The 17,968-nt window shown below is 61.7% G+C and carries 22 protein-coding genes; all 22 read left to right on the top strand.

The features are described 5' to 3' along the window. Positions 1-14 precede the first annotated feature (14 nt). Positions 15-1,928, top strand: a complete 1,914-nt coding sequence (locus QWY79_RS08705) for a ParB family protein (protein ID WP_290271841.1) — start codon at positions 15-17, stop codon at positions 1,926-1,928. Next, on the top strand, positions 1,925-2,572 hold the full coding sequence (locus QWY79_RS08700; RefSeq protein ID WP_290271838.1) for a DUF2857 domain-containing protein: 648 nt from the start codon (positions 1,925-1,927) through the stop codon (positions 2,570-2,572). The genes QWY79_RS08705 and QWY79_RS08700 overlap by 4 nt, the downstream gene beginning before the upstream one ends. Next, positions 2,560-3,804 (top strand): STY4528 family pathogenicity island replication protein, encoded by a 1,245-nt coding sequence (locus tag QWY79_RS08695; RefSeq protein ID WP_290271836.1) that lies wholly within the window; start codon positions 2,560-2,562, stop codon positions 3,802-3,804. The genes QWY79_RS08700 and QWY79_RS08695 overlap by 13 nt, the downstream gene beginning before the upstream one ends. Positions 3,805-3,851: 47 nt before the next feature. Continuing rightward, complete coding sequence (locus QWY79_RS08690; RefSeq protein ID WP_290271835.1) at positions 3,852-4,346, top strand: hypothetical protein; 495 nt, start codon at positions 3,852-3,854, stop codon at positions 4,344-4,346. A gap of 530 nt (positions 4,347-4,876) precedes the next feature. Beyond that, on the top strand, positions 4,877-5,701 hold the full coding sequence (locus QWY79_RS08685; RefSeq protein WP_290271833.1) for a PFL_4669 family integrating conjugative element protein: 825 nt from the start codon (positions 4,877-4,879) through the stop codon (positions 5,699-5,701). A gap of 214 nt (positions 5,702-5,915) precedes the next feature. Beyond that, entirely contained in the window at positions 5,916-6,473 is a 558-nt protein-coding gene (locus QWY79_RS08680) for a DUF3158 family protein (RefSeq protein ID WP_290271831.1), read from the top strand. 10 nt (positions 6,474-6,483) lie between these two features. After that, on the top strand, positions 6,484-6,768 hold the full coding sequence (locus QWY79_RS08675) for a hypothetical protein (protein ID WP_290271829.1): 285 nt from the start codon (positions 6,484-6,486) through the stop codon (positions 6,766-6,768). Positions 6,769-7,008: 240 nt separating this feature from the next. Further along, positions 7,009-7,488 (top strand): single-stranded DNA-binding protein, encoded by a 480-nt coding sequence (locus QWY79_RS08670; protein ID WP_435389777.1) that lies wholly within the window; start codon positions 7,009-7,011, stop codon positions 7,486-7,488. Next, positions 7,415-7,798: a colicin Z C-terminal domain-related protein gene (locus QWY79_RS15820; RefSeq protein WP_353960366.1), complete on the top strand. Its 384-nt coding sequence runs from the start codon at positions 7,415-7,417 to the stop codon at positions 7,796-7,798. Before QWY79_RS08670 ends, QWY79_RS15820 begins: the two co-directional genes overlap by 74 nt. Positions 7,799-7,811: 13 nt before the next feature. Beyond that, complete coding sequence (locus tag QWY79_RS08665) at positions 7,812-8,267, top strand: hypothetical protein (RefSeq protein ID WP_290271827.1); 456 nt, start codon at positions 7,812-7,814, stop codon at positions 8,265-8,267. A gap of 3 nt (positions 8,268-8,270) precedes the next feature. Beyond that, a complete protein-coding gene (locus QWY79_RS08660) occupies positions 8,271-8,870 on the top strand; it encodes a PH domain-containing protein (RefSeq protein ID WP_290271826.1) in 600 nt (199 codons plus the stop codon). A gap of 125 nt (positions 8,871-8,995) precedes the next feature. Next, on the top strand, positions 8,996-9,580 hold the full coding sequence (locus QWY79_RS08655) for a hypothetical protein (protein ID WP_290271825.1): 585 nt from the start codon (positions 8,996-8,998) through the stop codon (positions 9,578-9,580). A 33-nt stretch (positions 9,581-9,613) separates the two neighbouring features. After that, the gene (locus QWY79_RS08650; RefSeq protein ID WP_065241680.1) at positions 9,614-9,823 is read left to right on the top strand and encodes a TraR/DksA family transcriptional regulator; all 210 of its coding nucleotides are present in this window, start codon (positions 9,614-9,616) and stop codon (positions 9,821-9,823) included. 119 nt (positions 9,824-9,942) lie between these two features. Beyond that, positions 9,943-11,967 carry a DNA topoisomerase III gene (locus tag QWY79_RS08645; protein WP_290272024.1) on the top strand — a complete coding sequence of 675 codons (2,025 nt, stop codon included), beginning with the start codon at positions 9,943-9,945 and terminating at the stop codon, positions 11,965-11,967. Continuing rightward, positions 11,964-12,455: a hypothetical protein gene (locus QWY79_RS08640; RefSeq protein WP_290271823.1), complete on the top strand. Its 492-nt coding sequence runs from the start codon at positions 11,964-11,966 to the stop codon at positions 12,453-12,455. The genes QWY79_RS08645 and QWY79_RS08640 overlap by 4 nt, the downstream gene beginning before the upstream one ends. An 829-nt stretch (positions 12,456-13,284) precedes the next feature. Beyond that, on the top strand, positions 13,285-13,938 hold the full coding sequence (gene pilL2, locus QWY79_RS08635; protein ID WP_290271821.1) for a PFGI-1 class ICE element type IV pilus protein PilL2: 654 nt from the start codon (positions 13,285-13,287) through the stop codon (positions 13,936-13,938). Next, positions 13,931-14,731, top strand: a complete 801-nt coding sequence (locus QWY79_RS08630; RefSeq protein WP_290271819.1) for a hypothetical protein — start codon at positions 13,931-13,933, stop codon at positions 14,729-14,731. Before pilL2 ends, QWY79_RS08630 begins: the two co-directional genes overlap by 8 nt. 10 nt (positions 14,732-14,741) lie before the next feature. Beyond that, positions 14,742-15,290 carry a hypothetical protein gene (locus tag QWY79_RS08625; protein ID WP_290271816.1) on the top strand — a complete coding sequence of 183 codons (549 nt, stop codon included), beginning with the start codon at positions 14,742-14,744 and terminating at the stop codon, positions 15,288-15,290. Next, positions 15,290-16,051 (top strand): TIGR03759 family integrating conjugative element protein, encoded by a 762-nt coding sequence (locus tag QWY79_RS08620; RefSeq protein WP_290271814.1) that lies wholly within the window; start codon positions 15,290-15,292, stop codon positions 16,049-16,051. The genes QWY79_RS08625 and QWY79_RS08620 overlap by 1 nt, the downstream gene beginning before the upstream one ends. Before the next feature lie 4 nt (positions 16,052-16,055). Further along, positions 16,056-16,808, top strand: a complete 753-nt coding sequence (locus QWY79_RS08615; protein ID WP_290271812.1) for a transglycosylase SLT domain-containing protein — start codon at positions 16,056-16,058, stop codon at positions 16,806-16,808. Next, on the top strand, positions 16,805-17,353 hold the full coding sequence (locus QWY79_RS08610) for an integrating conjugative element protein (protein ID WP_290271811.1): 549 nt from the start codon (positions 16,805-16,807) through the stop codon (positions 17,351-17,353). The genes QWY79_RS08615 and QWY79_RS08610 overlap by 4 nt, the downstream gene beginning before the upstream one ends. 10 nt (positions 17,354-17,363) lie before the next feature. Continuing rightward, complete coding sequence (locus QWY79_RS08605) at positions 17,364-17,873, top strand: hypothetical protein (protein WP_290271809.1); 510 nt, start codon at positions 17,364-17,366, stop codon at positions 17,871-17,873. Positions 17,874-17,968: the final 95 nt, after the last annotated feature.

Genomic DNA, 17,968 nt, shown 5'->3' with positions numbered 1-17,968 from the left:
GGCAGGAGACTCACATGAGCAAGAAACATCCTACGCAGGAACAGATGATGGAAGCCCTGACAAAACCGGGGCCGCAACTGAACTCGCAACGCGTCAACGAGGCTGCGCCGCCGTCCCAGGAGTTCGGCATGCAGGTGAAACTGCACCAGTTGCGCCCCTACGACCGCAACCCTCGGAGGCTGCGCAACCCGCGCTATGACGAGATCAAGCAGTCGATCCGCGAGGTGGGGCTGAAGCAACCACCGCCGGTGACCCAGCGTCCCGGCGACGACAAATATATGATCAGCGATGGTGGCAACACCCGCCTGCAGATCCTCAACGAACTCTATGAGGAAACCGGCGAGGATCACTTCAACACCATCTGGGTGATCTACCGCCCGTGGATCAGCGAGGCGCATGTGCTGGCCGGCCACTTGTCCGAGGACCAGGACCACGGTGAGCTGGCCTGGATCGAGAAGGCCCTGGGCATCGAGCAGCTCAAGCACACCCTCGAGGAGGAAGCCGGCGAGACGCTGTCGCAGCGGGCACTCGCCCGGCAGGCCCGCGAGCTCGGCTTTGCCGTCGACGTCAGTCACATCTCGCGGATGCTCTACACCGTGGAGCATATCTGGCCGTCGTTGCCGCTGACCCTGGAAAGCGGACTTGGCCGGCCACAGATCAAGAAGATCATCGCCTACCGCGAGGCGTGCCTGCGCATCTGGAAGCACATCGACGAACGGCCCGAGGAGGAATTCGGCCCGGCCTTTCACGAGGTCCTCAGCCAGTTCGATCACGAGGAACAGACCGAGCTGCCCTGGTCGATCGTCGAGGACCGGCTGCTGGGTATGCTCGAAGATCACTCGACCGATATTCATCTGTTCCCGATCGATAATGCCCTGAAGCAGATCCTGACATATCGCCAGCGTCGCTGGCCGATCACCGATGACTGCCAGGACATCTGGCTGCCCCTGGATGCCGAGATCCAGCGGGCGCGGGACCCCGAGAATGCCCCGCCGCTGTGGCCGGCGGAGCCCGAGACCGAGAACCGCCAGCCACCCCGGATGACACCGCGCTCAGACGATCAGGCGCCACTGGGAGACAGCGCCGGGGAACCGGTGACCCTGGAGACGGATGCCGAACCGTCCCACGCCCCGGCATCGAATACGCCCACCGAGTCGCCGGCCGTCGGCGATGACGACCAGGTGTCAGCCTTGCAGGAACAGGTGCGTGCGCTGGAGGCCCAATTGGCCGCCCGTACCGAAGATGAGAGCGACGCGCCGACCACACAGGAGGCTAATACCGTCCCCTCACCGTCCTCCACCACGGAGGAGAGTGATGACACGGCGTCCACCGAATCGCTGGAGGCGTTGCTGGACGACCGGCGTGATGCCCTGACGCTCTCCGAGGTCGAGGAACCCGCGGGCCACCGACGCTTGCGTGACATGCTCACCCGTGAGCATGGCGAAGCGCCCAACGACTTCGATGACAATGCGCTGCGGGCGATTCCGCTGATGAGCAATGGCCCGATGCACCCGATCACCGATCTCTGGTACGTCGAGCCCCAATACCGTGAACCACGTGAACTGCGCATCCAGATTTCCCAGTTCGCCCAGGCACTCGCGCGTTGGGCCGGCTTCAATATGCCCGGCGACAGCTATAACCCGGTCCAGCCCACTTATGAAGAGGGACTCGGGTACACCCTCGAACCGCTTAGCGAAGAACAAGCTCAGAGCCAACGCGCCCAGCGTGTCTGGCAGCTGCTCGCCAGCCTGCTGGGCGAGGAGGAGCTCAACCCGGCCTATCCCATGGAACTGTCGGTGCTCGGCGCCCTGGTCGGCGGCACTGACGACGACGAACGGCTGCCGGACGAGGTCCTGGTGCGGCTGTTCCGCCTGATCCGCTTGATTCGCCTGCTGAAGGATGCTCTCGCTGAGGAGGATGCCTCATGAACCAGAACCAACAATCGCGCCACATGAGCCGTTCGCTGACCCTCGCCGTGCTCAATCAGGCCATCGGCTATCTGCGCGAGGGCAACATGCGCCGCGCCCGAGCACTCGGTTTCAGTGACGACGAGCTGCGGGAATTGCGCCGGCTCAGTGCCACCGATATCGAGGCCCTGTCCTGCGACGGTCCCGCGGTCTGCCGGTTGACCGTCGATCACGAGATGCTGCTGATTGTCATGCAGCGACTGATCGAAGACCAGGATCGCGAGACGCGCATCGACCGCTGCCTGACGCTCGGAGCTAGCGTCACCATGATGGGGACCTTCTTTGGCCTGACCGGCAACGACTGCGCCACGCGCCGCTCGTTGCTCGGTCTGCCCTCCCGTCAGGGGCGCCTGGCCATGCCGGAGGAAGCGGTGGAACACGATGCCTGGCACCGCTGGCAGTCCATCTGCGAGACGCCTGATCAGCCCCGGGCGGCCGACGACCTGTACGGCATGATGACCCTGGCCGAGGAAACCCAGATTCCGCTCGCCGTGCTCTGGCACCTGGTCAAGGCCTGGGCTGAACCGGATGCCCCGCGAGAGGAACTCGACGCCGAGGAGGACGCCGACGGCCCTTTTGACAGGAGGCAAGCATGCGCGGGGTAGACACGCTGCAGGCCCTCATCGGTCGGGCCACGTCACAAGTCACGCGCCGGGGGGAGGCCCCGGCGCCGTCGGATTCGACGGACGACACCGAGTCCCTGGATGGGCTGCTGTTTCTGGGCAACCCTCACGAAACCGTCCCACGCGCCCTTTTGCTCGATGAGCGATTGGGCGCAGTGGATATTCTCGGCTGGCAAATGATCCGTCTACTGGCCAATGACGACAAGACCACAGCGTTTCCCACCTATGATCAGCTACAGCCCATGCTGCGAGGAAGTGTGGGCAAGAATGCCTCTCGAGGGACCGTGGCTCGGGTCATCGCCATTCTGCGCCTGACCCGTTGGATGTCGTTGGCCCATCGTGCGCGACACGAAACCAATGGCCGCGTGCTCGGCAACGTGTATGTGCTGCACGACGAGCCAGTTTCGCCCACCGAGGCCACCCTAGTCGATCGCGACTACCTGACGTTCGTCGCCCACTGCTGCCACCACAAGACGCCCGCTGTCCGGGAGGTGGCCATACGACTCCGGGACGAATTGGCCGAGGATGGCATTCTGCTAACCGAGCAACACGGTGACAAACTGAAGCACAAACCCCAGTCAATGGAGCGACTACAGCGGCGTGCTGCTCGGTTCGAAGAAGTCCAGCCCCAGTTCGCACAGAAAACTGCCCAGTTCTCGAGGCGAACTCAGTCTGAAAACAACGACTTATACCCTAGTTCCTGTAGCGAACTAAGGCAGTTCGGCAGCGAAACTGCCCCCAGTTCTCGTAGCGAACTCAGCCTAGAATCAAGCACTTACCCCTCAGTTCGCGAGGCGAACTCGGCCCCTACCAGTACTGTAGGTAGTAATACCAATACCAACCCCGGGTTGGTTTGGCACGGGTGTCTGGACCTGGGCACCAAGGATCGCCAACGGGTGACCGACTGGCTCGCCCCCTTGCCGAACGACACCCAACAGCTCGTCCTGGACGAAGTCGCCGGCCGGGTCGACGCCGGGCACTGCCGTAGCCCGGTCGGCCTGCTGCGCAGCCTGGCAACACGCGCCTGTCAGGGCGAGTTCAACGCCACGCAGTTTGCCCAACACTACGCCGCGACACGGCCATCACAGCCATCACCGACGCGATCGGTATCGCCGACGCCGCCCCAGTGGCCGGAGAAGCCCGTGTTGACCGAGAAAGGCAAGGCAGCGCGCGAGGAAGTTCGGGCGCTCGTCGGGCGGGGGCGCCGGCCATGAGGGAATTGATACGGCAACACGCTTTAAGTGATGGGATGGAGGACACTATGAAGAAACCTACCGAGCACCAACGTCTTCGCGTCGACATTGCCTTGATGGCGGCTTTCATTCTGATTGCGGGCGGACTGTTATGGGGCATGACACGCCAGACGACCCTGGCCGAATTCTACTGGTATTTGGTGGCGTTCATCGTCCTGTTGCTGTTGCCGCCGCTGCGCTTATGCCGGACGTTGCCTGCTCATCTTGCCCAAGCGGGTCGGAATGACCGGCCTCATCGGATCATCGATGTCATCGGCTGGGTGTTGGTCACTTTGCTGCCCTCGGTTATGGCTCTCGTGTTCTCCCTCCAAGGGTGGATGTGGGCCCAGCGGGCGTATCGTCACCTCAGCCATTCAGAGGGCCTTCGCTATCTTGATGCTTCAGCATACTTCTGTTCGTTCGTTGGGCTGACAGCCTTCCTGCTGATTGCCTCGCTGTTCAGTATCAGCCAGTCGTACCGGATGATCGCCATGGTCAAACATCACTTAACCAAATCCAGGTAATGATCAAGCTGAGATTCAACGAACGGGAGGGCAAAGAACCCTAAAACAGCGAACGCCAAAAGGATGGAGATTAGCGTGACCCAATTACTTCCTGACATTGTGATTCCTTGATGTGAGTACACCCGACTCACCTCTAACCCTCTTTCATGCCTTCCATCGGTGTCAAGCCATGAGTCCAGACCCAGATATTCGGTTCAATGCTCGAGTGCCACGTTCTTTGCTAGAACGGTTCCATGCGGCCTGTGAATCACGCGAGAGTGCTGCCGCTTCCCACGTCATCCGTGAGTTTATGCGCGATTACGTCAGCGAGTGGGAGGCAGAGATGCGACGAGAATACTCGGATACGGACCTTCTTCAGCGGATTGCCCACCTGGAGAGCCGGCTCCGACGAGCGGGCCTGGCCCCCGACGATCCGCCCCAAGAAACGTAAAACACCGGATTTAACGTTTCCGGTCGCCAGGCAGTGCAACGTTCGTCATCGTTCGATCCATCGAACCCGTGAGATGGAATCCACGCTGGAGTGAACCGCAATGGCAGCACAAGCGCAGCAGCAAATGGGCGCCCTACGCAGCAAGATCCGAATGACGCTGCACACCTACCAGGCGACACGGTTGTGGCATGGACGGGGCGTCGAGAGCGGCAAACCCCAGATCATCGGGATGCGGCAAATGTTGGCCATGATCGGCAAGATTCAGCGAGATGCCGCCCAGGATGATCCCTATGCCGACTATTGGCTCATCCAGATCGAGGACAAACTTCGCGAAAACCGACAATACCTGAACAACCAACTCCACCTGGCCGAGAAGCGGCTCGCTCGGCTCCCCGATCAGCTGACGGTCGAGGAGAACCTCAGTCAACAGCCGTTCACCACGCCGATCTATACCGGCGGCCAACTGGGCTGGCTGGCCATTCGCCAGTTGATCGACTATGACCGTCTGATTCGTCAGGTCGTGCTGGCCGGTCACATCGCTCAGATGTCACGCAATGCCGAGTACAACATCCTTCGGGGTGTCCATCGCAAGATGCACGGCCTGGTTGATTTCCCCAAGCGCTATCCTGGCTACAGCGGCATTACCCGCGATGACCTGGCGGCCAACAATGCGCGCGCCCGTCAAGCCATCGAGAAGCGCGGTGAATTGCCCGATGACGTTGCTCAGGGCAAGCGGCGCAGCAAGTACGCCCCGCCGATTCGCAAGACGCCGCCAAACTCCAAGGCAACACCGGCAGCGACGCGTCCTGATGCCTCGAGTGATGAGACTGAGGCAGCGCCTGATACGCAAGTAACTGGTTCAGCGAACGCAACGTCGGACACGAGTACCGAGGATCCCCTGGATCAGGATTTGCCCTATGGGTGATGCCACTGGCATCACCCCAATAACCGCGGCAGGTGTTGGCACTGCCAACAGTCCTGGAAGTGCCGCAGGTGATGCCACTGGCATCACCCCAATAACCGCGGCAGGTGTTGGCACTGCCAACAGTCCTGGAAGTGCCGCAGGTGGCCGATGGACGCTGAGCGACGAAAGCCTGGGGCTGGGACAGCCTGACACTCCACATGAACTGGGGCAGAACATGACCGATCGAATCGCACCGCAACCCTACGACAGGCTCGCACCGCGACCTTACGCAAAGGGGTTACCCTTTAAACCCTTTAAGGGTAAGGGGGGCGTCCTGCGTTTACGCGACGAACTGATCGACGAGACGAACCGACTGACTCAGATGGGGATCGAGATCAGCAACCGTCATAACCGATGGTTGGCAGCCCTCGATCTGTCATTGCGAAACCATGGGGACAGTTCCCGTGAAGGCCTCGCCCTCTCGCTCAGGTGGCGAGATCGGATGGGGAAAAAGATGGGCCAACACCTGTGGGATGCGGCCATGTCCGGCGATGGCCTAAGCCTCCCCCTGAAACAGGACCTGCACGACCTGGAGCTGGAGCGACTGTGCCACAACGCCCAGGTCAGCATGGTCAACATGACGCTGAAGCGCATCCGGCAGAACTGGCTACCCGACATGGAGCATGTGACGTCCGTGTTCCAGACCGAGTGCGATCGGCACTATCGACTGGGTCATGCGGTCCTGCGCAATGCCACAACGCAGGTCAACGTGAAGGAGCGTGATGATGGGTAAGGAGGATAGGGTGTCAGTCGATGGAACAGCCGATGGGCTTTACCTGGATCCGAAAGCGGACGGTGACTTGACCCATCAGTTATGCACTGGGGCGATCCGCGCTGGCGTCGTCCGCGTAGGTCGGAAGGTCAACAGCGATCTGAAGTTGAAGCCGAAGCAGGCGTGGCTGTTGCAGTTGGTGATGGACGAGCAGGAGCTGCCACAAGGTCCGTGGTTTGACGAGTTCCGGGACCGTGACCGCGACAACCAATACGACAAGGCGATGAGGTACGTTGCAGAGAACTGTGGCAGGTAGCTATAACGGCGCTCCCGCATTTTGGGTGTGGAGCTGCTGACGGTGATGATGCTCCTGCCTTAGCTTGATGACCACCGCGGCGATCTAAATTACTCGCGCGACGGCGCGGCATGTCGGCTATCGACGAGTATATTCACGGTCGATAGAAACGTTTGAAGAACCCGTTAGCATTCTGGGAGGACGACGTCGTCTAGCTCAGCAACAGTGCTCGTACATTAACTGATCGCTGGAGCTACTGAGATGAGCACGCGTTTTTCTAATGACGGTCGTATCGGCACCCCTCCGGAAGTTCGCATGTTTGCGAGCAGCGGCAACCAGCCGCCGCGCGGTGTGCTTCGCCTCAACGTCAAGTTCGACAATCTCGTGCCGACTGAGGATGGCCCGGTCGACAAGGGGGGATTCTGGGCCAATGTCGAGATCTTCGGTCGCGATGTCGAGCAGTGGGCCACCCTGTATCAACCCGGCATGAGTGTTCTGGTCGACGGCCGCATGGTCCGCGATACCTGGCAGGATCAGAATGGCCAGGAACAGGCCGCCTTCAAAGTCACCAATGCCCGCGTCGCGATCCTGCCGTACCGCCTCGCCAGCGTGGAGATGACTCCCTCGAATAACGGCGCGCCCGCATCCGCATCATCGGCGCCTGGCCATGAAGGTGCACCCGCATCTGGGGATGGCACCTCTGCAGATACAAGTACATCCGGCAGCTTCAACCGCAACTGAATTGAGTTTTATCGTTATGGCGGAATACGGAGAAGGATGGGCACCACCTGGTGCTTGGGGACCCTGGTATGAACTGAGGGCCCATGTGGGAGAAGGACCCTCCCCATATGTCGTTGAGTACGAAACGGAATCCCAAGCGCCCTCTACGTTCGATGTTGAGGTAGAGATCATGTCACCAGACGGAAGTGGCCCCACACAATTGCAAACTATTGGTCCAGGTAGTTTCAAACTGCCTGGATGGGGCACTGGAACTGACAAGATTCGGTTCAAGAGCCATAGTCAAGGGCAAGTTATCAAATACATATACTGATATCGGTGTTGGCATGACGTACAGACATACACTACTGGGGTTCACAGCGGTATTGCTGTTACTGTCCGTTATCACAGGTCAGAACGCAAACGCAGAAAACGAAAAGCCTGCTCAACGATTGTTTTATATCGACAAGGCGGGAAACCGCTTCGACTTCACTCAAACATGTGTTCAAGACATGCATTTGGGTCAAGACGCCAATGATCGTGCGGTGCTCGAGTTTGATATGAAGAATACCGCTAAGTGCCATGGAGAAATGAACAATTGGGTAGTGAAGCGTATGGGGGAGCAAGTATCTCTGCGATTCGCGCAGCGTGTAGTGTCTACCACGACAATGCAATCACCTCTAGGAGCCGAAAATCTCAGGATTGGTGGGACATCCCCTGCGTTGCTGGAAGAAATCCACGATGTCTACGCACCGGATGCAGCGACGGATGACGGTACGCCCGAAGCCAATCAGGAGAAGTGACGCATGGATCCCTCGATGATGGACAACAACGATCATCCGGCTCAGCCGACGTCACCTAGCTCGTCGGAAGTAGAAGCGTCGCTGGCGACCCTCAAGCCATCGGCCAAGGCGGTGATCCCGTCAGCTCTCTGGTGGCTGTCGATGGCCATCGGGATCACGGGTGTCGCAATGTTCGTAGTACTGCAGCGTCCGGAGCTGGCTCGGATGGTCGAGGCGTATCTCCCTGATGGAAGTCTGGTGGGAATGTTGGGGGTAGTCTGGCTGGTCTGTCTTACTCCGCCGATGTTCCAGTTGCTGGTGTTAAAGACGACCTCCTACCACGTGACCAGTCAGCGCCTGGAGTATACCCGCGGCATCCTCCACCGCCGTCGTGATCAGCTCGAGCTGGTCCGGATCCGCGATCTCAGTGCCAGCCGCACCCTGGTTCAGCGGATGCTGGGGATCGGCACCGTCATCATGGAAACCGTCGATCGCTCTCATCCCATCTTCCGCATCGAGGCTCAGCCCAATGTCTATGCCTTGAGCGACTGGTTGCACCAGTTGAATGCCGATGAGCGAGCTCGACTCAATTACCGCGAATTCGAAGGTACGCAGGGCGTATAACGCACGTCGCGTTTCTGCCTCTGCCTCATTGTTCTTCAATCACATCGCTTTGTAGACTTTCCGGTTGGCCGGTTGAAGTCGCTCCACCGGTCCATCGCAACCGCGTTTCGTCAGGAGATATGGATATGCAACGGACGACACCCCTCAAGTTCGGATTTGGGCTGGTGACCATGGCTCTGTTAGCAGGATGCGCCGGTCAGGGCCACCAATATGCGCAGGGGGTGTGCATCACCTGCGTGAACAACCCCCTCACCGGGGAACCCCTCAACTACGATCCTGACGAGACGCCCATGCAGGTCGCCAAGAATGCCGAAGGCGAGACGGTAGGTGTCCAGGAGTTGGGACCCCAGTCGGGTAAGATCCAGATCGAATCGCCGGTGGACGTCGATACGGCCTACGCCCGAATCAAGCCAGCCTTTGGTTTCCGCTCGCCCGATGACTTCAATCACAACGACAGCAATGCCGATTGGGCCATGGGTGACGAAGCCTGGCAGCATCAGGCCACGCCCGGCGCCTTCTACAACCTAAGCGATTATGGTGATCAAGTGGTTGGCGGTGTGGAATACAGCATTGTCCAGAAGGTCCAGATCCAGAAGTCCGGCAACGGGTCACGGATCATCTACAAGTGGTTCCCTTCTGGCAAACGCCCCTATGACGGCGCTGCCATGAAGGCGGCGCTGAAACAGCGGCTCAACGACGCCCTGCAGTAGTCACGACGCCGACCATCTTCCAGGAGGACTCCCATGTCGGATGAAGCAGATCTTGCCAACGACTTGATGGCTCATCACCTCGAACAGGCAATGGCCAATCGCCATCTGCCAACTGGACGTGCCGCCACGGACGAATGCGAGGAGTGTGGTGACCCTATCCCCGACGCCAGGCGTCAGGCCGCCCCTTGGGCGACGACCTGTATCGAATGCCAGGGCCTCCTGGAACGCATGGCCCGACGCTAGAATACCCTCCTGCAACCCGGTCAATAACGTCATCAGCGCGATTAACTTTTTCGACTGTCTCGACCCATTGACTGCCGCAGGCTGGGCCTCATGCGAATCTTCAGAGGCCCAGCTTGATCATGTCCCGTCTGTTTCTCTGCGAGAAACCCAGCCAAGGTCGCGAAATCGCTCAGCAGTTGGGGGCGACGCAAAAGGGTAACGGCTGTCTCCAAGGCAACGGCGTCACCGTGACGTGGGTTTTCGGGCACCTGCTCGAGCCCGCTCCACCGGAAGCCTACAATCCCGATCTCAAGCGCTGGACACTCGAAGCCCTGCCAATCTTGCCTGCCCAGTGGAAGCTGGAAGTCAAGCCTTCAGCGAAGAAGCAGTTCAATGTCATCAAGAAACTCCTCGGATCAGCATCCGAGGTGGTGATTGCCACCGATGCCGAACGCGAGGGGGAATTGATCGCCCGTGAGGTCCTCGAGGCCTGCCGGTTCTCGGGGAAGGTGTCACGCTTGTGGCTGTCATCACTCGATGACGCCAGTATCCGCAAGGCACTTAATGACATACTCCCGGGAGAGGCCACGCAGTCACTCTATCAAGCCGCGCTCGGCCGATCTCGTGGCGACTGGCTGGTGGGTATGAACCTGACCCGCGCGTTTACCGTACAAGCGCGCAACCAGGGGCATGACAAGCTGTTGTCAGTCGGCCGGGTTCAGACTCCGGTGCTCAAGCTGGTGGTCGATCGGGATCGGGCGATCGCCGCCTTTGTCCCCAAGCCATTCTGGGAAGTCGTCGGTGTGTTCCAGGCCCCGGGGGGTGCCTTCAAGGCCAAATGGCAGCCCGCTGATGACAGCCTTCTGGACGAGGAAGGCCGATGTGTCCATCAAGCGGCGGCGCAGTCCGTGGTGTCCCGTTGTCAGGGGCAGCCCGGCCAGATCACCGAGCTGGAGACAACACGCAAGCGCGAAAAACAGCCTCTGGTGTTGGATCTCGCCACACTGCAGCAGGTCTGTTCCAGGCGTTGGGGCTATGGCGCCCAACAGGTCCTGGACATTGCGCAAGCCCTCTACGAGACGCACAAGGCCACGACCTATCCGCGGACGGACTGCCGCTATCTGCCGATGTCGCAGCTCGAGGAGGCGCAACAGGTCGTGACGGCACTCCAGCAGTCGGACAGCTCACTGGCCCCGACGATCGACCAGTTGGATCTCACACGCAAAAGCCGCGTTTGGAACGACAGCCAGATCACCGCCCACCACGGCATCATCCCCACCACCGCGGCTTGCGATCCCGGTCGGATGAGCGAGCCGGAATGGAACGTCTACGATCTAATCCGTCGGCATTACCTGGCCCAGTTCCTGCCCGCCCATGAGTACGATCAGACCGATGTCGCACTCCGGGTCGCCGGGGAGCGGTTCACGACCACCGGACGCCAGGTTCGGGTCGAGGGCTGGAAGGTGCTGTTTCGTGCGCAACAGGACGATCAAGACGAGGAGGACAAGGCCTCGGAAGGCGGGTATCAGGCGCTGCCTGCCTTGCAGCGGGACGCCAGCGTGCCGCAGCGCTCGCTCGACCTCGTTACCAAGCAGACATCACCCCCCAAGCCGTTCTCAGACGGCACCCTGATCAACGCCATGAAGAACGCGGCTCGCTTCGAGCCGAATCCCAAGCTCAAGGCGAGATTGAAAGAATCTGCCGGCATCGGCACCGAGGCCACCCGCGCCGGAATCATCGAGACATTGCTCAAACGGGGATTTCTCAAGAAGAAGGGACGTACGCTTGTCTCCACCCCGCTTGGACAGCAGCTCATCGATGCGCTGCCCGAGGTGGTGACCAATCCCGGGATGACGGCGCTCTGGGAACAGGCCCTGGACAGCGTCGCCGCCGGCGAGCTGTCGCTCGAGGACTTCATGGCGCGGCAAAAGACGCTGGTTGAACGGCTCATCGATCAGGCCAGATCAGCCACCATCAATCTACCCAAGGAGCCTACCAAGGCCTGCCCGGAGTGTGGGGCCCCGATGAAGAAACGCAAGAACGATTATGGGGCCTTCTGGGGCTGCACCAAGTACCCGGACTGCAAAGGCATGGTGAAGATCGGCAATGGTAAGAAGCCAAAGCGAAAATCGCAGAAGGCCAGGTCCCAGGGAAGTTCGTCATGACGAGCGAACAGCATAATGATCTGGTGCAACGCGGCGCGCGTTGGCTGCGACGTCAGGGGTTTCCTGTCATCGCGACCGAGATCCGTGCGATCGGATGCCGCGAGGAGCCTGATGTCATCGGGTTCAGAGAGAGCTGCTCGGCGATCATCGAAGCCAAGGCCAGCCGGGCGGACTTCCGCGCAGACCGCCACAAGCCGGAACGCCAGTCAGGAGGCTTGGGCGTCTATCGCTTCTATCTAGCGCCGCCTGAGCTGATCCGCCCCGAGGAACTGCCCCAAGGTTGGGGGTTGCTGGTGACGTCAGGGCGCGGGGTAACGGCAGTGGTGAAACCCTCGGGCAACTGGTGGCCCGGTATCCGGACCCCAAACCACCTTCTCGATAACGAATGGGGCCGCTTCATGCATGTCCCGGATCCAGACGCCGAACGTGCGGTACTATTTTCTATAGCCCGACGGGCCTCGCAACCGCAGAAACAGGCAGTGTTATGACAGAAACGAAAGGTTTGTCGTTGTATTGACGGTGATGACGGGGATGCCATAATACCCATGCACCCCGTTGGTCACTGACGGTCATCAGTGACGCCCTTTGAGTCCTCAGAGACTCACATAGTCCCCAAACAGCCCACGCCTCGTGCAAGGCTGTACCCCATCCTTCCGTAGTAGTTGCTGCTACTCCGATGTGGATATTTGTTGGCGCAAGGGGTTCGAGGCTCCCTGTAACACGACCAACAGGCCGTTGGTCACCCTGTTTCACCTGTCTGGCCTGCCCAGGAGGCGTTCGTTGAGCGACTCCTGGGCAGGCCAGACATCTTTCGCCTTGCCTTGGCAGGGCTCTCCTTTCCTCGGCGGTGCCCGCCGCCTGGACAATGGGCGCCTTTTGTGCGGACGACGTGCGTAACGATGACCGGATAGCAGCCGTGATGACATCCGGGTACGAGGTCAGACACGTGTGAATCGATGGGGCACGCGTGAGACGCGTATAACGGCTTCCCTACCAAGCGTCACCTGTCTGGCGGGTGACTTCAGCGTTCTCGAATGACGTTCCTCCATCATCCCCCGCCGGCATCAGCCGGTGGGCGGTGATGTCAGTGCCCTACCAACAGAAGACGCCCGCCGTCGGCAAACGGTCGGGCGTCACGGGGTCTGCAAAGGAGATGCAGCACATTCGAGCCTAGGTAATACGTCGCCTGACGTCTACCCCCCCCCCTCCCGCTTCAAGAAACCCTCACCCGATCACTTAACATTTTTCATCGTCGCTCTGAGCGATCTCGCGCATGGTGCCTTCACCGGTTACACGCATCTTGCGCGAGGTTGCTTCATGAAACACCTGACCCACCTTCCGCTCGGCACCCTGGCCCTGGCCGTCGCGCTCGCCGGGTGTGCGCAGCAGCAGACGAATGACACCCCCTCGATGGCCGAGCAGTACCCCGAGTCTCAGGAACTGGCCATTGATGACGCATCAGCCGATCAGCCGTCCTCAACCCAGTCGTCTGCCAAGCCGACTGACGTCGGCGTAAAGCGTCAGCACGTCACCCCGGACATCTACCAGGCGACGGATGATCACCGCATCCCGGTCATGCGAGCGGGTCGCTACCAGTTGGTCACGGCCCGGGCGACGCTCGGTCAGCGCTACCTCCTCGAGCAGACGGTCGACGTGAACATTCCGCCCAGCGTGGCGTCGACGGTCGGCGACGGCATCCGCTACACCCTGGAGCAGACCGGCTATCAGCTGTGCTCGCCGGAGGGGGATTGGCAGCTGCAGTGGCTGTTCAACCGTCCGCTGCCGTCCGCGCACTATGAGCTGGGCCCCATGGCCTTGCGTGAGGCGCTCCAGGTCCTGGCCGGCGATGAGTGGGCGCTGGAACAGGACGCCCTGCGTCGTGAAATCTGCTACACCCGCCGCGATGACTTCCAACCGGTCTATCCGCGTCGCGTGGTGAATCAGCCCGCCGCGGAGGCACGCCATGAGTGAACCCACCCCGACACCGGACCATCAGGCAGACTCGCCTCTCGCGGCCGATCCCCAGGATCACAACCGTCGTGGCAAACGGCGCGTACCGCTCGTTATCCGCTATCTGCTCGCCATCGGCCTGTTATTGGGCGCGGCCTTCGCTGGGTACGTTCTGACCCTTGGGGACGACCCGAACGAGGAACAGCAAGAACAGGTCGAGACGACCTCTGCCACTGACCAGGCAGTGCGCGACCTCCAGGCGTCCCTGAAGTCGCTGGAGGATCGCCTGCCTACCTTCGAGGCGCAGCGCGCGCAACTGGATCAGCTGGAGCAACGCCTGCAGGACGCCGAGACGGCTGCTCCTGCCATCGACCTAACCGACCAGAGTGAACGCCTGGACTCGCTCGCGGACACCCTGGACAACGCCCGTCACCGGGTCGACCTGCAGCTGACCGCCTTGGCGGAAGGCGTCGAGACGCGGATCCGTGAGGCGGAAGCCACGGCGGCGAGTGCATCCGCGTCTCCATCAAGTTCGGCATCAGCACCGCGTCGTCAACCCTCGCCCGAGGACGCAGGCTCAAGTGCACGCGCCACGCCGCCGAGTCCGCCCCGCTTGCCGCTGAAGGTCTCGGGCGTCGAGTACCGCGGCGGCCAGCCATTCCTGAGCATCGCCGAGGGGCCGGTGAGTGGCCTGCAGGATGTGCGTCTGCTCGGTGAACGCGAATCGGTCGGCGACTGGCAGTTGCTGCGCATCACGGGCGACACGGCCGAGTTCCGCTACCGCGGCCAGACCATCACGATTCAGCTTCCCTAGGAGGGCCATCATGCCGTCAACACGTCGCGCCCTGACGCTGACCTTTGCCATGACCGTGCTGCCCATTCAGGTGGCGACCGCACAGTCCGTCCAGTTGGATCCGGCCGATGACAGCGCCCCTGATAAGGCGCCGTCCCTGCAAGCCACCGAGAACCGAATCCTCCACCTGGAGCAGCAGGTCGAGGCCCTGGACGCCATGGACCCGCAGATCGAGTCCCTGGAGCAGAGTGTCCAGTCGTTAACATCGGCTGACAAGACCAATACGGGCGATACCGAGTCGCTCACCCATCTCGAGGCGCTCAACCAACGCCTGCCGGCTCTGGAGGCCTCAGCCCGGGCCTTCATCGCGAACACTGAATCCCGCATCGAGACAATGGCCGAGCGGCTCGGCATTACCGCCATCCCGCTGGATCAGTCGGCGATCAAGGCGGCCGAGCGAGTGGCGGCGTCGGCGCAGCAGGACGAGGACACCACGGACGCATCGGCCCCCGAGGCGACTCAGGCGACACATGAGGGCGCTGAAGCCACCGAACCATCCGATAACCAGGAGGACGCCTGATGTCAGCCAAGTTCCTTTCACCTGTTACCGGGTTCGCCGGCGGTGTGCTGCTTCTGGCACTGGCGGCCCCCGCGTTCGCTCAGACGCTCTGGTCAGAAAAGCTCTCGGGCCAGGATGTCTCAACGACCGGGGAGCAACAGACCCAGGTCGACGAGATCGACCGAGATGCGACGCAACGTTCTCAGGCCGAGGCCTGGGGACTGACCGATCAGGAGTGGTCGCGCTATCAGAAGCTGAAGGATCGCCCGCGCGGGACCTGGTCGCCGGATCTCGATCCCATCACCATGTTGGGCATCGAGGCCCGCTCGGAGGCCGAACGCCGGCATTACGCCGAGCTGCTGGTCGAACAACAGCGCAAGCGTGTCGAGCGTGAACTGGCCTTCCAGGATGCTTATGACGCCGCTTGGCAGCGATTGTACCCCGATGAGAGCCGCGTCAACTTCTTTGCTCTGGGCCGTTCGCGATCGGCGCAGTCACTGCTGAGTGCTGACACGGCTGGTCCGTCGCGCTACAACGTCGTCGTCGCCCTCGAGGACTGCAGCCGCTGTGATGCCGAAGTACAACGTTTGCTGGACCAGGGCGCTCTGATGGACATCTGGGTCGTCGACAGCAACCGCGATGATGACGCCATCCGGCAATGGGCCACCGAGATCGGCATCCCCGCTGACCGGGTCCGTCAAGGCCAGATTACCTTGAACCACGGCGGCCAGCGATTCTCGGAGTACGAGGATGCGCTGCCACGCGTCATGCCTCGAGGGTAAGACCATGCGATGGGGATGGATCAGCGGTCTGGCGATGGCCGTCGGCCTCTGCGGGACGGTCCAGGCGAGCGAGATACCGCCGGCGTATCACGTCGCTGCCGCCTCGCAAGGCGTGCCCGCCGAGGTGTTGTACGCGATCGCCATGACCGAGTCGAAGATGTCGCGGGGCGAGGCCATTCGCCCCTGGCCCTGGACGCTCAATGTCGGCGGCAAAGGCTATCGCTATGACAGCCGGGATGAAGCCTGCCAAGCCCTTCGCCGATTCCTGCAGGACACCCGCGTGATCGATGTCGGTATCGCCCAGATGAACGTGCGCTGGCAGACCGTCTTCCACGCCGGCGGCCGATTCCAGAACCCCTGCGATGGATTGAACCCCTACGCCAATCTCGAAGAGGCAGCCGCTGTGCTCCAGGAACAGTACCAGGTCGCGGGTGACTGGGTTCAGGCCGCCGGGCGCTACCACCGCCCGGCCGGTGGCGCCCCGGCCGCCCGTTATCGCCGCAAGGTGGCCGACGAGCTCGCCAAGCTGGACGGCGGCGAGGATCCATCGCCTGCCCTGGCGGCCGCCTCGACCGCTGTCTCGGCGTCACCGACCGCGTCAACATCAACCGAGTCAGTCCTGGGGACCGCCCCGTTGGCGCCGGCACCGGATCCGGACCTGGTGTGGCGGGCGCCGGCGCCGGCCGAGGTCACCTGGGTCACCCCGTCGATGCCGGCGTGGCATACCCAGGCTCAATTGGAGGTCGCTGCCCGATGAAACCAATCACTGTCCTGGTGGGCGTACTGGGGCTGGGCGTGAGCGTGTTCGCCCAGGCGCAGGCACCTGGCGTCGACCCGCTCGAGGTCGTGGCCGATCACGGCGGCGAGCCGGCACGTCCCTACTACGTCGCCATTGGCGCCGCTCAGGTGGAAGAAGCCGAGGGCTATCACGCTGATGTGGTCGGCCAGGCCGGTCGGGTGGCCCCAGTGACCGATGCTCACTGGTTGCCGGTGGAGAGCGAGCGCCTGTCGCCCGGCCAGGTTGACGCTCGTGAGCTCGAATTACCCGCGGGCATGACACCGTTCTTTCTGGTCGGCGACGACCCCTTGTCACTGAAGTGGCTCGAGGCGCGACGTGACTGGCTGGTCGAGCACCATGCCGTGGGCCTGGTGGTCGATGTGGCGGATGAGGCCGGCCTCGAGCAGCTGCGGCGACACGCCCAGGGACTGGAATTGCGCCCTACGTCGGGCGACGACATCGCCGCGCGCCTCGGTCTGGATCACTACCCGGTGGCCATCACCCCCCAAGGATTGAGTCAGTAAAGGAGACGCCATGGTTGGCTCACTGCCGTTGCCGGTGCTCGCCCCGTCCGGCGAGCACGATACCGAGCACCACGCATCACGCCAGCAGTTCGCACAGTGCGTCATGGCCTGTGTCTGGCAGGTCAGCCAACGGCTACAGGACGCTAAGTCGCTGTCATCGGCCGCCGACCTGGTTCAGGCCGTGACCACCATGGACGTTCTGGATGACTGGTTGATCCGCTACGCCGAAGCCTGTCTGCCAGCCGAGACGTGGCCGCGTATTGCCGAGCGCCTGGCGGGATTCGGCGAACAGGCGCTGCCACGCCGGTTTGTGCATCGTGACCGGCGCGTGCCGGCGCTGGTCATGCAGCTCCGATCCCCCGCCTTTACGGCGTCGGTCGACGACGAACTGCAGTGCCTCATCGAGGCATGCCGCTACGATGCCGCCTTCTACAACGCCGTGATGGGCAATCTGCAGCAGGGAGGACAACTCGTGCGGCTGGCCGAGAAGGCGATAGAACGGGAGGCGCCACATGGCTGAACCGGCGTTGGCGAATTACCACCAGTGCTGGCCATTATCCCGGGCCATTCAGCGCTTTGCCCGCCATGTCGCGACACAGGTGAACGCCGCGAACA

Origin of the sequence: Halomonas sabkhae (genome assembly GCF_030409265.1) — a bacterium.
Taxonomy (GTDB): Bacteria; Pseudomonadota; Gammaproteobacteria; order Pseudomonadales; family Halomonadaceae; genus Halomonas; species Halomonas halmophila.
Note: the sequence above shows the minus strand (reverse complement) of the source record. Positions and strands in the feature narration are given on the sequence as shown.

What these genes read in the sequence shown, in the direction of transcription:
- QWY79_RS08645 (WP_290272024.1), top strand. Translation starts at nt 9,943, where the DNA reads ATGTCCCGTCTGTTTCTCTGCGAGAAACCCAGCCAAGGTCGCGAAATC.
- QWY79_RS08660 (WP_290271826.1), top strand. Translation starts at nt 8,271, where the DNA reads ATGGATCCCTCGATGATGGACAACAACGATCATCCGGCTCAGCCGACG.
- QWY79_RS08605 (WP_290271809.1), top strand. Translation starts at nt 17,364, where the DNA reads ATGGTTGGCTCACTGCCGTTGCCGGTGCTCGCCCCGTCCGGCGAGCAC.
- QWY79_RS08700 (WP_290271838.1), top strand. Translation starts at nt 1,925, where the DNA reads ATGAACCAGAACCAACAATCGCGCCACATGAGCCGTTCGCTGACCCTC.
- QWY79_RS08630 (WP_290271819.1), top strand. Translation starts at nt 13,931, where the DNA reads ATGAGTGAACCCACCCCGACACCGGACCATCAGGCAGACTCGCCTCTC.
- QWY79_RS08640 (WP_290271823.1), top strand. Translation starts at nt 11,964, where the DNA reads ATGACGAGCGAACAGCATAATGATCTGGTGCAACGCGGCGCGCGTTGG.
- QWY79_RS08655 (WP_290271825.1), top strand. Translation starts at nt 8,996, where the DNA reads ATGCAACGGACGACACCCCTCAAGTTCGGATTTGGGCTGGTGACCATG.
- QWY79_RS08650 (WP_065241680.1), top strand. Translation starts at nt 9,614, where the DNA reads ATGTCGGATGAAGCAGATCTTGCCAACGACTTGATGGCTCATCACCTC.
- QWY79_RS08610 (WP_290271811.1), top strand. Translation starts at nt 16,805, where the DNA reads ATGAAACCAATCACTGTCCTGGTGGGCGTACTGGGGCTGGGCGTGAGC.
- QWY79_RS08690 (WP_290271835.1), top strand. Translation starts at nt 3,852, where the DNA reads ATGAAGAAACCTACCGAGCACCAACGTCTTCGCGTCGACATTGCCTTG.
- QWY79_RS08705 (WP_290271841.1), top strand. Translation starts at nt 15, where the DNA reads ATGAGCAAGAAACATCCTACGCAGGAACAGATGATGGAAGCCCTGACA.
- pilL2 (WP_290271821.1), top strand. Translation starts at nt 13,285, where the DNA reads ATGAAACACCTGACCCACCTTCCGCTCGGCACCCTGGCCCTGGCCGTC.
- QWY79_RS08680 (WP_290271831.1), top strand. Translation starts at nt 5,916, where the DNA reads ATGACCGATCGAATCGCACCGCAACCCTACGACAGGCTCGCACCGCGA.
- QWY79_RS08620 (WP_290271814.1), top strand. Translation starts at nt 15,290, where the DNA reads ATGTCAGCCAAGTTCCTTTCACCTGTTACCGGGTTCGCCGGCGGTGTG.
- QWY79_RS08670 (WP_435389777.1), top strand. Translation starts at nt 7,009, where the DNA reads ATGAGCACGCGTTTTTCTAATGACGGTCGTATCGGCACCCCTCCGGAA.
- QWY79_RS08685 (WP_290271833.1), top strand. Translation starts at nt 4,877, where the DNA reads ATGGCAGCACAAGCGCAGCAGCAAATGGGCGCCCTACGCAGCAAGATC.
- QWY79_RS08625 (WP_290271816.1), top strand. Translation starts at nt 14,742, where the DNA reads ATGCCGTCAACACGTCGCGCCCTGACGCTGACCTTTGCCATGACCGTG.
- QWY79_RS08695 (WP_290271836.1), top strand. Translation starts at nt 2,560, where the DNA reads ATGCGCGGGGTAGACACGCTGCAGGCCCTCATCGGTCGGGCCACGTCA.
- QWY79_RS15820 (WP_353960366.1), top strand. Translation starts at nt 7,415, where the DNA reads ATGAAGGTGCACCCGCATCTGGGGATGGCACCTCTGCAGATACAAGTA.
- QWY79_RS08615 (WP_290271812.1), top strand. Translation starts at nt 16,056, where the DNA reads ATGCGATGGGGATGGATCAGCGGTCTGGCGATGGCCGTCGGCCTCTGC.
- QWY79_RS08665 (WP_290271827.1), top strand. Translation starts at nt 7,812, where the DNA reads ATGACGTACAGACATACACTACTGGGGTTCACAGCGGTATTGCTGTTA.